General features: G+C 72.0%; 11 protein-coding genes. 5 read left to right on the plus strand and 6 right to left on the minus strand.

Translation table 11 applies throughout. The annotated features are described in order from the left end of the window. Positions 1–66: 66 nt before the first annotated feature. The 3 genes from IEY86_RS13540 to IEY86_RS13550 all read right to left on the minus strand — a co-directional run bounded on the left by IEY86_RS13540 (position 67) and on the right by IEY86_RS13550 (position 5057). The gene (locus tag IEY86_RS13540) at positions 67–1284 is read right to left on the minus strand and encodes a type ISP restriction/modification enzyme (RefSeq protein ID WP_189131954.1); all 1218 of its coding nucleotides are present in this window, start codon (positions 1282–1284) and stop codon (positions 67–69) included. 238 nt (positions 1285–1522) lie between these two features. Then, positions 1523–3484, minus strand: coding sequence for a S53 family peptidase (locus tag IEY86_RS13545; RefSeq protein ID WP_189131880.1), 1962 nt, complete (start codon positions 3482–3484; stop codon positions 1523–1525). A 181-nt stretch (positions 3485–3665) separates the two neighbouring features. Further along, entirely contained in the window at positions 3666–5057 is a 1392-nt protein-coding gene (locus IEY86_RS13550; protein ID WP_189131881.1) for a coiled-coil domain-containing protein, read from the minus strand. A 142-nt stretch (positions 5058–5199) separates the two neighbouring features. Between IEY86_RS13550 and IEY86_RS13555 the strand changes: the two genes are divergently transcribed. Beyond that, a complete protein-coding gene (locus IEY86_RS13555) occupies positions 5200–5844 on the plus strand; it encodes a hypothetical protein (RefSeq protein ID WP_189131882.1) in 645 nt (214 codons plus the stop codon). 33 nt (positions 5845–5877) lie between these two features. Here the strand turns inward: IEY86_RS13555 and pspAB are convergent, their stop codons facing one another. From pspAB to IEY86_RS13570, 3 genes are all read right to left on the minus strand, one after another. After that, the gene (gene pspAB / locus IEY86_RS13560) at positions 5878–6456 is read right to left on the minus strand and encodes a PspA-associated protein PspAB (protein WP_189131883.1); all 579 of its coding nucleotides are present in this window, start codon (positions 6454–6456) and stop codon (positions 5878–5880) included. Between the two features lie 26 nt (positions 6457–6482). Further along, the gene (gene htpX / locus IEY86_RS13565) at positions 6483–7385 is read right to left on the minus strand and encodes a zinc metalloprotease HtpX (RefSeq protein WP_189131884.1); all 903 of its coding nucleotides are present in this window, start codon (positions 7383–7385) and stop codon (positions 6483–6485) included. A 325-nt stretch (positions 7386–7710) separates the two neighbouring features. Further along, on the minus strand, positions 7711–8403 hold the full coding sequence (locus IEY86_RS13570; RefSeq protein ID WP_189131885.1) for a hypothetical protein: 693 nt from the start codon (positions 8401–8403) through the stop codon (positions 7711–7713). Positions 8404–8762: 359 nt separating this feature from the next. Between IEY86_RS13570 and IEY86_RS13575 the strand changes: the two genes are divergently transcribed. The 4 genes from IEY86_RS13575 (at position 8763) to IEY86_RS38055 (ending at position 12490) form a co-directional block, all read left to right on the plus strand. Beyond that, positions 8763–9740, plus strand: a complete 978-nt coding sequence (locus IEY86_RS13575) for an NADP-dependent oxidoreductase (RefSeq protein ID WP_229698399.1) — start codon at positions 8763–8765, stop codon at positions 9738–9740. A gap of 109 nt (positions 9741–9849) precedes the next feature. Further along, positions 9850–10317 (plus strand): lamin tail domain-containing protein, encoded by a 468-nt coding sequence (locus IEY86_RS13580; protein WP_189131886.1) that lies wholly within the window; start codon positions 9850–9852, stop codon positions 10315–10317. Positions 10318–10456: 139 nt separating this feature from the next. Then, positions 10457–12292 carry a gamma-glutamyltransferase gene (gene ggt / locus IEY86_RS13585; protein WP_229698400.1) on the plus strand — a complete coding sequence of 612 codons (1836 nt, stop codon included), beginning with the start codon at positions 10457–10459 and terminating at the stop codon, positions 12290–12292. A gap of 114 nt (positions 12293–12406) precedes the next feature. Next, complete coding sequence (locus IEY86_RS38055) at positions 12407–12490, plus strand: putative leader peptide (protein ID WP_373287017.1); 84 nt, start codon at positions 12407–12409, stop codon at positions 12488–12490. Positions 12491–12818: the final 328 nt, after the last annotated feature.

Below are 12818 nucleotides of genomic sequence, written 5' to 3' on the forward strand. Positions count from 1 at the left end.
GGTGGGGCAACCGGCCGGCGCACGGCCGGGGGCTCTGGGCGCGGCCGGGGAGACCGGCCCGAGCACCTAGAACAGCGGGAACTGGCCCTCGGGGCCCTCTTCCTGATGGGAGAGCACCGAGGCCGGCCGGCCGCTCCACGCCGGGGCGGGGAGCACCCCGGCGGCCCGGAGTTCCCCGGTGGTGACCAGAGGCCCGGACAGCGCCGAGGCGGTGAGCGCCGCCTGCGCCGGGCGCAGTTCGCACAGCAGGGAGAGCACGGAGGCGAGCTCGATCAGCTCGGTGGTCCATGTCTGCGGCCAGGCGGTCATGCGTATCGCCTCCAGCGAGCCCGCTTCGACGCTCTCCTGATTCGGTGAGCGCCGCGCGAACCACTCCCGCAGCACCGGCACCCCGCCCGCTCGGTACTCCCACACCGCGCCGGGCACGGGGGCGATCCGCCCGTCGCCGAGCAGAAGCGCCTCGCCGTCCGGATCGTGGTCGAGGCCGCCGGGCAGCGGCCTGGCCGGAACCGACCGGCGCACGAAGAGGCGCCGTCCGCCGGGCATCCGGGGGCCGCGCGGCGGACGGCCCTGCTCCGGATCGGCGCAGCGGGCGCCGAAGGTGTGCAGCCACAGCACCTGGCGGCCCAGGGCCGTGCCCTTGGACCAGGTGGCCACCGAGGCGGTGAGGGGGACGGGCACCCGCTCCCCGTTCCGCGCGGCGGCCGGATGCGCCGTGACGGCCGCGATCCAGGCGAGCACGTCGAGCCCGGTGACCGGGACGCCGAGCCGGTCGGCCAGATGTCCGGTGAGGCCGGGGGCCAGATTGGGCTCCCGGCCGCCGGGGAGGCGGTGGGCGGGGAAGACCGGGCTGTTCTGCCTGCGTCCGTCGCCGTCGGGGATCTCGGCGCAGAAGGTGACGGCGGGTCCGGGAGCCTCGGGGGTGTGCGGCTGGACCACGGCGAAGACCTGGGCGTCGTCGGCCACGCGCCACAGCTGGGGGCGTGCCTGGTCGAGCAGCCGGTGGTCGGGCAGGAGCCAGAGGCGGTCGAACGCTCCGTGGCGGATCCGGACCGGGGCCGGGAACGGACCCGCCTCGCGGGACAGACGCCCGGTGGGGGTCCGCTGTCCGGGCAGTTGGGTGACGGTGGAGTGCGGTGTACGGGCACGGGTCGGCCGGAAGAGGGCGCTGCGCTGCCCGGCGTTCGCGGCGGCGAGGCGCTCCCAGCGCGCTTCGAGGATCTCGGTCGAGGGTGCGCGGACCCACTCGCGCCCGGTGTGCAGGGCGGGGGAGGACCACGGCATGAGCTCGGGCAGCGCGGGCGCGTCCTCGAACCGGGTGGCAGCCGTGCCGTCCGCCTCGGCGCCCACCGGTGGTGCCGTCGAGCGTCCGGACCGGATCGCCACCGTGCCTCGCCCTTCGTTCGGCCGCTGGTGCGGGCACCACCCCTGGGAGCCGCGCACGCATAGTACCGAGGGCGGTCCGGGAGGCGCGCCTGCGCCTGCCCCGGATCGCGGGGCAGGCGCAGGAGGAGGGCGACGCTCAGTGGTGGTGCTGGTACGACTTGAGGTAGCCCGCGGCGGGCGAGCCCACTCCGGTCACGTCGTCGTAGCCGGGGACGGCCTTCAGCGAGCTGTCCTTGCCGAGCGTGCGCAGCGAGGTGATCACTCCTTCGGAGCCGTCGACCCCGTTGGCGTAGTCCCTGCGGGCCACGGCGAGCGTGCGGCCGGCGCCCAGCGGGTGGTCGGTCACGTCGTGGTAGGCCGCGGTGCCGTAGCGGTCGTAGACGGCCGGGTTGGCGAACCCGATCGGGACACCGTGCTGGCCCTGCTGGGCGAGCGCCTGGACACCGGCGATCACCGGGGCGGCCAGGGACGTTCCGCCGATGCGGTACTGGCTGTAGCGCTGCGAGCCGTCGGGGAAGGTCTGGGTCTGCCCGACGAGGAAGCCGGTGTTGGGGTCGGCGACCGCCGCGATGTCGGGCACCACGCGCTGCGGGCTGCCGGTCGCGGCCCGGGCCAGCGCGTCGGGCACGACGCCGCGCTGGTAGAACGGCTGGGCGTAGAACTTGCTGGTGCCGCCGCCCGCTCCCGAGGTGAAAGCGCCCGGCAGGCCCTGCCAGCTGGAGCCGTCCTCGGCCAGGAGCGCCTTGTTGGTGCCCCAGCCCGTCTCGAAGCGGTACGTGCCGTGCCTGCCCACGGCCAGGGACGTACCGCCGACAGCCGTCACCCACGGCGAGTTGGCGGGGACGTCCACCTGCTTGGTGCCGGTGTGGGCGACCTCGTCACCGTTGTCTCCGGAGGAGAAGTAGAAGCCGATGCCCTCGACCGCTCCCTGCTGGAAGATCTGGTCGTAGGCGGCGGCGATCTCCGGGGTCTGGACGGACTCGATGTCGCCCCAGGAGTTCGAGACGATGTCCGCGAGCCGGTTGTCGACGACCTTCGACAGGGTGTCGAGGAAGTCGTTGTCGAAGCAGGAGGCGGAACCCGCGTAGACGATGTCCGCGTCCGGCGCGACCGCGTGCACGGCCTCGACGTCCAGTGTCTCCTCGCCGTACCACCCGTCCGCGCCGCAGGCCTCGGTGCTGTTGTAGTCGGCGGGAAGCACCTGGGTGAGCTGGCCCTTGCGGTACGGCTTGTCGCCGTTGCGCGCGACGTAACGCGCCGCGTCACCGGCGATGGTCGGCGAGGCGTAGGCGTCCGTGATCGCCACCGTCACATGCTTGCCGGTGAGCGAACTGCCGTGGGCGTACGAGGCGCGCAACTGCTTTCCGGTGTAGCCCTTGACCGCCCACGGCTGGCTCGCGCCATAGGCCTTCGGCAGGGTCCTGTCGGTGTTGGAGCCGTAGTAGGTCGAGAACGGCGGGGAGTTGCGGAAGACCGGGCCGGGGGGCGGGAGTGCCTCGTGCTGCTCGACCCGGTGCGGGGCGTTGTCCAGGCCGGTGATGGCGAGGACTGCGCCGCTGACGGCCCGCGGCACGGATGCGGCCGCGGAGGGGGCCCGGTAGAGCTTGCCGTTCATGGAGTACTCGTGCAGTTCCACCGCGAAGGCCTTCTCCACGGCGGCGGCGGTGCCGGTGGCCGTGATGTAGTGCTCGCTCGCTTCGGAGGTCTTCAGGCCCGCCGACGCGAGCCACTGGCGGATCCGCGCCCGCTGGTGCCCGGTCGCCCCGTACCGGGCCTTGAACTGGCGAGGCGTCAGGTAGTGCCGGTAGGAGGCGGAGCGCGGGTCGGAGACCGCCTTCGCGTACGCCTCGAGGCCGTGCTGGTCCCGGCCGGCCAGGTACACCCGTACGGTCACCTTCGCCGAGTCTGCGGCGCTGCCCCGGTCCGCCCGCTCGGTCGCCCACGCGGGCTTGGTCCCCTTCAGCGCGGTGCGCGCCGCGTCGGACCCGCGGTCCGCGCCCTGCGCCGGGCCCGCGGTCAGCAGCGCACCGGCGACCAGGGACAGCGCCGCCGCGGTGGCCGCGAGGCTGCCCCGGCGTCTGGATATGGCATGGCTCATGTGACGCCCTTCGTCGTGATCGACGTGATCGGCACCGTCCCGAGATGTGGACGGTGCCGGGCGTCACTCTGCCCACAGGAGCCTCATGGGAGGGAAAGGATCCCCCCAAGAGGACATCAAATAACGTAGGAGTACGACCCCCTGAGACAGCATCAATCAGGATCGGATCACCTGGACGGAATCACCTGGACGAATCGGGCAGTTCCCGGGCCGACTCCGGCAGGCCCGCGAGCCGCAGCGCGGCCGTGACCTGCAGACGGCGGTCGCGCGCGGCCGCGTCCACCGCCACCAGCACATCCCGCAGGCAGTGCGCCGCGTCCAGGTGCCGCAACTGCGCCACCAGCTCGGCCACCGCCTCCGGAGTGCGCGTGCGCACCACCGAGCCGAGCAGCACCTGCGACTGCTCGTGCCAGCCCGCCTCGACCAGCGCCATGGCCATCGCGGCCACGTCGCCGTGGGGCTGTAATGAGGCTTGGCCGAGCAGTTCGCGCCAGTCGGCCTCCATGCCCGCCTTCACCAGCCACACGCTGTAGGCCGCCACCTCCTGGGGCGAGCGCGACGACAGCTCCCACAGCAAGGTGGCCACATCCGCGCGCTGACCGGTCGCCCCAAGGGCCGCGCACAGGGCGGGAAAGTACTCGGGCGACCAGGACATCGCCTCCCACAGACGCGACTGCGCCTCCTGCGCCTTTCCCTCCTCGCGCAGCCGGGCGATGTTTTCGGCCAGCTCACGGGCCTCGGTGTAGCCGGCGTAGTCGGTGCGCTCCTGGGACCTGGCGGGAGCGTTCGCGCCCGACTTGCCCGCCGAGGCGGATTTGTGGGCGCCTCGGCGTCTGCCGTTGCTGTGCGCCCCGGCGAAGCGCGCTCCGGTCGGCTGCTGTTCGGCGGCGGCGAGCCGCCGGGCCTGCGCGTCGGCCCCCGGGTCGGACCACGCCTGCGGACCGGCCTCGGAGAAGGCTCCGGCGAAACGGGCCCCGGTGGGCCGTGCCGCCGGGGCACTGCGCTCGACCCGCTCGGCCGCGGCCACGCGTTTCTCCAACTCCTCGCAGCGTGCCCGCGCCCGGGTGTGCAGCGCTCGCGCGCGGGAGAGCTCGTCGTGCGTCCTGATCAGCTGCCCCCGGTACTCGGCGTGGCCCATCGATCCGGCCTGCACGGACGCGCGCGAGGTCTGCGCCACCTCCAGCAGCGCCCGTTCCCGCTCCGCGAGCCGGTCCCGCTCGTCGACCATCTCGGCGAGTTCCTCGTGCAGTTCGCGCACCCTGCCCGGACGGCTGTCGATCACCTGGACCGCGCTCGCGTGCAGCTCCCGGGCCTGGCGCTCGCCGTCGGGCCCGAGCCGCAGACCCCGGTGCTCCGCGAGGTCGTGAATGAGCGTCACCACGACATCCAGTGGCGGTAGCTGGGAGCCTTCGAGATAGCGGTCCATCGCACGCCGGTCGTGCAGGGCCCAGGCGCTGTACCGCTCGGGTGACGTGCCCAGGGAGGCCATCAGGGTGCGCAGGAACCGCACCAGCTCGCGCACCTCCCGGGGGAGGTCGTCGGCAAGCGGTCGCAGTACCCCGTTCAGCTCCATGCCCTCAGATCATGCTCAGCCGACGCATCGTGCGCGACACCCTCTGTGTTACAGCTGGAAGTCGGCGAGTTTTCATCTCTCGCCCCCTGGCATCCTTTCGGCATGAGGATCACGGAGAGCACGGCACACGGGAATGCGCCCCATGAGTGACGAGGGCGGCGGCCGGCTCACCTCGGCGGCCTCGTGGGCGGAGCGGCTCCCCGGCTTCCTGCGGCCCCCTGTCCTGCTCGCCCAGCGCATGCGCGGGAGCGACCCCGTGGTGCCGCCGTGGCTGGCGCTGTTCTTCGCCGCCGCCGCGCTGCTGCTGATCCCCTGGACGGTCTGGCTCTTCCTGTCACTGCCGGAGCGGCCCAGGGCGGCCCACTGGCAGATCGCCTGGGGCGGCTTCGACACGATGCTGATCATCACCTTCGTCGGCGCCGCCTACCGGATACTGCGGCGCTCGCCGAAGGGAGCACTCGTCACCTCCGTGGCCGGGACGCTCCTCGTGGTGGACGCGTGGTTCGACGTGCTCACGGCGGACAGCACCGACGACGTGGTGATCGCGCTCGTCATGGCTGGGCTGGTGGAACTCCCCGTTGCCGCGATCTGCTTCCGCACGGCCTTCTCGATCATCAACGTCCTCGAGCAGGCCCGTCCCTACCTGCTCCACGCGGGGTTCACGCTGCATCACGGAAGACTGGAGCCGCCCGCCACGTGGCCCGATCCCCAGTCCCCGCCCGCGCCGCCCGATACTTCAGCGCCGCCCGATCCTCGGCCGCCGCCCGCGTACCGGGCCGAGGGGTGACCCCGTGGCCGGCGAAGCGCCCGCCCGGATCGGCTAGAGACCGGGGGCGCCCCAGACGGGGAACCACCGCGACAGGTCGGGCTCGATCCGCAGGTCGTCCGCCACGAGGGCCTTGACCTGGAGTTCGAGCGCGTTGTCCCGCTTGCGCCCCGGAAGCGGCGCGAACGGGTAGAAGGTGCCTCGCTTGTAGAGGTAGACCAGCGCCAGCGGCCGTTCCTCGGCGTCCTTGAACGCCACCAGGGAGCACAGCAGCCGGGGGCCGAATCCATGGTCCTGGAGGGCGGAGTTCACCGCGTGCAGGTCGTTGACGAGGGCGGGAAGGCCGTCCGGCTCCTGCCGGGCCAGCAGCCAGGTGTAACCGTAGGAGTCACGGCTGAGCTCCACCGGCACACCGCCATGCCCGGTGTCCGCGTCGAGCAGTTCCCGCACCTCCTGCTGGACCTCGTTGAAGGCGCCCCCCTCGCTGGCCGCGAAGCACACCGAGCCCAGCCCGGTCGGGGTGAGACCGGCCGCGGCCGAGAGGGTGATCGCGGCCGACGGCAGCCCGAAGAGCCGGTCGAGGTCGGGCTCGGCCGGCTTGCTGCGGCCCAGCAGGACGTCAAGGAGGCCCACGGGTACCAGCTCCTCACGGGATCGGGTCAGCGGCCGAGCTCGGCGGAGATGCGGCCGAGCCGTTCCAGGCGCCTTTCGAGGGTGGGGTGGGTGGAGAGCAGGTTGTACAGGCTCTCGCGGGAGGAGATCGCCGGAGCGAAGAAGAAGGCGTTGAACGGCTCCACCCGGCGCAGGTCCTCGGTCGGGATCCTGGCCATCTGCCCGGTCACCTTGGTCAGGGCCGACGCCAGGGCCGAAGGCCGTCCGGTCAGGAGCGCCGCCGCCCGGTCCGCGGACAGCTCCCGGTAGCGGGAGAGCAGCCTGGTCAGCAGGAAGCTGATGACATAGACCACGGCGCTGACCAGGGGGACGATGATCATCAGGATGGCCGTGTTGGAGTCCCTGCCGCCCGCCCGGCGCAGGCCGCCCCACAGGCCGACCCGGGTGACCACCCCGGCGACCACGCCCAGGAACGAGGCAATGGTGATCACCGCCACGTCCCGGTGCGCCACGTGCGAGAGCTCATGGGCGAGCACGCCCTCGAGCTCCTCGGGCTCGAGTCTGCGCATCAGACCGGTGGTGGCGCACAGGACCGCCCTGTTCGGACTGCGTCCGGTGGCGAAGGCATTGGGGACATCGGTGTCGGCGAGGGCGACCCGGGGCTTGGGCATGTCGGCCAGGGCGCACAGGCGGTCGACCGCGCCGTGCAGCCGAGGTGCCTGCTCCGGGGTGACCTCGCGGGCACCCATGCCGAACGATGCGATCCTGTCGCTGAACCAGAACTGCACGATGAACACTCCGGCGGCGATGATCAGGATCAGCGGCCAGGAACCGCGCAGCAGGACCACCAGGACGCCGGCGAAGACGACGTACAGCAGTCCGATGAGAAACATCGTCACCAGCATCCGGGTCGTCAGACCCCGGTCCGGGGCGAAACGCGAGTGCGCCATGACCCCTCCTGCACTTCGAGGGCACGGGCCGCGCCGTGCGGCCCGTTGATGCCGCGCTGTCGATTGTCCCTCCCGGACGCCCGAACGGCGACAGCCGGCGGCCCCCGCGCCGGCCGCGCGGCCGCGCGTCACTCTCGGTGACCGTGTGGAACCCCTGTCCGGGTGCTCCACCGCACCCGCCCGGCGGCGGGCGGGAGGGGCATCGGGCGTACGGCCCCTCCCGCCGGATCGCCCCTCCCCGTGCCGCGGCCCCTCGCTCCGGGGCGACGGACCGCCGTCCGCACCCGGGCGAGGGGCCGCGGGCCCTGCGCTCAGGGGGTGGAGATCAGGGGGTGAAGACCTCCTCGAGGCTGTCGATCGCCCCGTGGTCGCCGAGGTGGTACTTGAAGACCAGACCCGAGTTCGGGTGGGCCTCCAGCCAGTCCAGCAGTTCCTGAACGCCGATCCGCTGGTTCTTCGTGCTCTCGACGATGGGATTGGTGGCCGTGACATAGGCGGCCTGGTCGAGGGGGAGGTACGTCTCCTTGCCGACCGTCTCGAAGGGCGCGCCGTCGGTGTCGCCGTAGGGGCAGCCCCAGTTGCCGTGCTTGATGATGAGGCTGAGGGACCCGCCCTCCGGGGTGTAGCGGTAGACCGCGATCTCGTCCGGCGAGATGGGCATCTTGTGGTCGCAGCCCGCACCGGGCTCCGGAGCCTTCGACGCGGCCGGCTTCACAGTCGGCGACGTCCCCTTGGCGCCGCCGGAACCGCCACTGGTCCCCGTTCCCGTCGACGCGGAGGCGCCGCCCTTGGCGGGCGTGGGCGAGGCCTTCCCCCCGGAGGCCCCGCCCTTCCCGCTGTCCTTGCCTCCACCCTTGGCCGGGCTCGAGGCGGAGGGGGCCTTGGCCCCGGACGCCCCGTCCTTGCCCGAGGACTCGTCACTGTTGCACCCGGTCAGCGCCAGCAGTGCGCACATTGAGGCGACCGCCAGGGCCGCGCCGGCCCTCGTGCGCCGGGCGCCCGGTCTGCGACGGGTCATTCTCGCAAGCGTGTCCATCATGTCGTCCCCCCTGGTCGCACGGCTCCTGTGGCCGCTTCGGTCGAAAGTCAGCGAAGTCTACGAGTCCGCGCAGGGCCGCCGATCCGCTGGTACGGAGGAATGACGCAGGGGCAGGCTAAACGGTTCTGCGCGCCCGCGATCTCGTCCCGCGTCCCACGCTCGATCTCATTTCCCGCCCCATGGCCGACCGCCGCTCGCGGCCGACTCGGGTGGCCCGATTCTTGCGGGTATTGGCGCCCGGGCCGCTTCTTGATGATCCACCCCTGCCGCAACCTGGTGTGGCGCCGAGCAGTTGGGCCGCGTGTACCGACGTTCCGTACCACCGCAGGGAGAGCACCATGGCAGAGCGCGCAGCGGCATCCGGCCGGCCTCGGATGCGGGCGGTCACCCAGGAGGAGGCAGGCGGCCCGCAGGTGCTGCGCATGGCCGAACTCGACCGCCCGGTACCGGCGCCGACGGAGATCCTGGTGCGGGTCCATGCCGCGAGCATCAACCCCACGGACTGGAAGACTCGTCAGCGAGGTGCCTTCGCGACCGGAGAGGCTCCCCCGTTCGTCCTCGGGTTCGACGTCTCCGGCGCGGTCGAGGCCGTCGGTCCGGGAGTGACCCTCTTCAGTCCGGGCGACGAGGTCTTCGGCATGCCGCGCTTTCCCCACCCGGCGGGCGCCTACGCCGAGTACGTGGCGGCGCCGGCACGTCATTTCGCCACCAAGCCCGCGAACGCCGACCATCTCCACAGCGCCGCCCTGCCGCTGGCCGGGCTCACGGCCTGGCAGGCGCTCGCGGACACCGCCGATGTGCGCGCGGGGGACCGGGTCCTCATCCACGCGGCGGCGGGCGGCGTCGGCCATCTGGCGGTGCAGATCGCCAAGGCCCGCGGCGCGTACGTCATCGGTACCGCCCGCGCGGCCAAGCACCCGTTCCTGCGCGACCTCGGCGCCGATGAACTCGTCGACTACACCGAGCAGGACTTCGCCGAGGTGGTGCGGGACGCGGACGTCGTCCTCGACACCATCGGCGGCGACTATGTGACCCGTTCCTTCAGGACCCTGCGCCGCGGCGGGAGGCTGGTCTCGATCATCCCGCCGGGTGACACCTTCCCCGTGGAGGAGGCACACGAGGCGGGTGTCGAGGCCGCCTTCATGCTGGTCGAGCCCGACCGGGCGGGACTTCGGGCGCTCGCCCGGCTGGTGGAGACCGGTCAGCTGAGGGTCAACGTGGACACCGTCCTCCCCCTGGAGGAGGCGGCCAAGGCCCATGAACTGGGCGAGACCGGACGCACGACGGGCAAGATCGTGCTCTCCGTGGCCCCCTGACCCCCGGCGGGCGACCGCGCTCCCGGCGTGACCGCCGTGCGCCGTTCACCGAACGGGTACGGATGAGTACAGTGCGCTGTGCGAAACCGCCCACCGCGGAGGAGAGTTGATGAGGGTCCGTTGCGCCATGGCCGCCGCCGTCACGGTGGCGGCGCTGTCCGCCGCCGGTCCGGCCGACGCCGCTGAACAGCGGATCGCGCCGGGCCGACTGGGTTTCACCTTCTTCCAGTTCGACGCCCTCGGCGCGGACGACAGCACCAATGCCTCCATCAACGGTGAGTACCTCCGGCTGACGAACACCACCGACCTCCCCAGGCAGCTCAGCGGCTGGACCATTCCCGACCCCACCTCCGCGGGGCAGGACTTCGCCTTCCCCTCCTTCGTCCTCGCCCCCGGCAGGTCGGTGACGATCCATTCGGGCAGGGGCACCGGCACCTCCACCGACCTGTACTGGGGCCGGGGGCGGCACGTCTGGGACAACGAGAGCGGGTTCGCCTTCCTCTGGGACCAGGACTCCAGGACCAGGGACGTGTGCGACTACGACAGCGATTTCGACCCGGGCTGGGCGGGCTGCTGATCATGGCGAGGGGCGTGCCGGAAGCGCTCCCGCGCCGCTGATAGCGTTCAGCGGCGCGGTGGGGCCCAGGTCGGCCGCCCGCTCGCCATGGCCGTGTACAGGGGACGCCGTGGCCGTTCTCGTTGGACTGGAGAAGAGTGTGAGCCGCAGAACAACTGCCGCCGCCGTACTGCTGGCGACGGCGGCGGCCCTGACGGCCTGCTCCCACGAGGCGCCCGCCGACGGCGGCGCCCCCGCCGGCGCGACCCCGCCGTCCAAGCACGCCGTCGCCATCGGCCGCGGGGGAGCGGTCTCCAGCGTCAACCCCTACGCCTCCAAGGTCGGGCTGGACATCCTGCGGCACGGCGGCAACGCGGTGGACGCGGCCGTCGGCACGGCCGCCGCCCTCGGAGTGGTCGAGCCGTACTCCGCCGGTATCGGCGGAGGCGGCTATCTGGTGCGCTACGACGCCCGCACCCACCGCGTGGACACCGTCGACGGCCGGGAGACCGCTCCCTCGCGGATGAGGGCCGACTCGTTCACCGACCCGGGCACCGGGGAACCGATGGACCCCTCCGAAGCGATGGACTCCGGCCTGTCGGTGGGTGTGCCCGGCACGGTGAAGACCTGGCAGGAGGCGCTGAAGCGCTGGGGCACGCTGTCGTTCGCCAAGGCCGTCGAGCCGTCTGCGGCGCTGGCCGACAAGGGCTTCGTCGTGAACGAGGAGTTCCGCGCCCAGACCGAGATGAACGAGAAGCGCTTCCGCGCCGTCGACCCGACCCGGGAACTCTTCCTGCCCGGAGGGCGGCTGCCCGCCGTGGGCTCGACGTTCCGCAATCCCGACCTGGCCCGCACCTACCGGCTGCTCGCCCAGCAGGGCCCGGACACCCTCTACACCGGGCGGCTCGCCCGCGACATCGTCCACACGGTCCAGCACCCGCCGGCCGCCGAGGGCCATGAGGGCACCGTCACCCCGGGCCTGATGAGGCTGGGCGACCTCGACTCCTACACCGCCCCCACCCGGCGTCCGGTCCATTCCACGTACCACGGCCTCGACCTCTACGGCATGGGGCCCTCCACCTCCGGCGGCATCGCCGTGGGGGAGGCGCTGAACATCCTCAAGAGGTTCTCCGTGTCGAACGGCGACAAGGCGCAGGCCCTGCACCACTACCTCGAGGCCTCGCGGATCGCTTTCGCCGACCGCAACCGCTGGGTCGGCGACCCGAGCACCGTGCACGTCCCCAGTGACAAGATGCTCTCCCGGTTCTTCGCCAAGGACCGCGCCTGCCTCATCAACCCCCACCGCGCGCTCAACAGCCCGCTGGCGCCGGGCGACCCCAACCACTCGGATCACGCCTGCTCGGCCGGCAAGGGTGCGAGGCAGCCCCACGAGGGGACCTCCACCACGCACCTGGTGACCAGCGACAGGTGGGGCAATGTCGTCTCCTACACCCTCACCATCGAGCAGACCGGCGGTTCGGCCATCACGGTGCCGGACCGCGGTTTCCTGCTCAACAACGAGCTGACGGACTTCGACTTCGTCCCCGTCTCGCCCGGTACCTACGACCCCAATCTGCCCGGTCCCGGCAAGCGCCCGCGCAGCAGTATGTCCCCGACGATCATCCTGAAGAACGGCAAGCCCTGTCTGACCGTGGGTTCGCCCGGCGGGGCCACCATCATCACCACCGTCCTCCAGACGCTCGTCAACCGCCTCGACCTCGGCATGAGCCTGCCTCAGGCGATCGCCGCCCCACGGGCCTCGCAGCGCAACGCGGCGCAGACCGAGGCGGAGCCCGACTTCCTTGCCCTGCCGGAGCGCAAGGCGCTCGAGCGGCTCGGGCACAGCTTCGTTCCCGCCCCCAGGACGTTCACCCCGCGCCCGGAGATCGGCGCGGCCACGGGGATCGAGTTCCGGCCCGACGGGACCGTCCTCGCCGCCGCCGAACCCGTGCGCCGCGGGGGCGGATCGGCCATGGTGGTCGACCCCGTCCATTGAGCCGCAACAGGGCCGCAACGCTTCGGAATTAATTTCAAACGGTGAGCAATCCACGATGCGAGACGGGGCGAGAAATCGTTGACGCGGCCGAGAACCGCTGACATTCTCCAACATGTGAGTCAAGCCAAGAGCCTCGTAGCGCGCCTGCACGTCGATCTTCGACGGCACGCGAGCGCCCTCTGTGCCGGCGGTCGCTGAACCGCGTCCGGCTGACTCGCCCTTTCCTGCCTCCCCGGCCGAGTGGAGGCCGCAAGGCTCCGTCACGCCCCTGAGGTGCGGCAACGCGGTCATCTCCCGTGCCGCCCGCAAAGCCGCGGGCGGTCCCCGCGCGAGATCCCACCTCTGAAAACCATCCCCCACATCACCTCTCACATCACCACCGCTCCCGTCCCGTTCACCACCGGCGGGATCAGTGGATTTACGCATCCCGTGTCACGCGCGTATTCCCGCGCGCGCCGTGCGCGTATTTCGCCATGCCTTTTTCCGTGAATTCACGGCCGAACCCGAACTCTGAAACCTGGAGGAG

The sequence above is a fragment of the Wenjunlia tyrosinilytica genome, from assembly GCF_014646055.1.
GTDB lineage: Bacteria > Actinomycetota > Actinomycetes > Streptomycetales > Streptomycetaceae > Wenjunlia > Wenjunlia tyrosinilytica.

Bases quoted from the DNA above. Each gene is read 5' to 3' on its own strand.
- IEY86_RS13575 (WP_229698399.1), top strand. From the start codon at position 8,763: ATGGCAGAGCGCGCAGCGGCATCCGGCCGGCCTCGGATGCGGGCGGTC.
- IEY86_RS13570 (WP_189131885.1), bottom strand. From the start codon at position 8,403: ATGACCCGTCGCAGACCGGGCGCCCGGCGCACGAGGGCCGGCGCGGCC.
- IEY86_RS13555 (WP_189131882.1), top strand. From the start codon at position 5,200: ATGAGTGACGAGGGCGGCGGCCGGCTCACCTCGGCGGCCTCGTGGGCG.
- IEY86_RS13550 (WP_189131881.1), bottom strand. From the start codon at position 5,057: ATGGAGCTGAACGGGGTACTGCGACCGCTTGCCGACGACCTCCCCCGG.
- IEY86_RS13540 (WP_189131954.1), bottom strand. From the start codon at position 1,284: ATGCCGTGGTCCTCCCCCGCCCTGCACACCGGGCGCGAGTGGGTCCGC.
- IEY86_RS13580 (WP_189131886.1), top strand. From the start codon at position 9,850: ATGAGGGTCCGTTGCGCCATGGCCGCCGCCGTCACGGTGGCGGCGCTG.
- htpX (WP_189131884.1), bottom strand. From the start codon at position 7,385: ATGGCGCACTCGCGTTTCGCCCCGGACCGGGGTCTGACGACCCGGATG.
- IEY86_RS13545 (WP_189131880.1), bottom strand. From the start codon at position 3,484: ATGAGCCATGCCATATCCAGACGCCGGGGCAGCCTCGCGGCCACCGCG.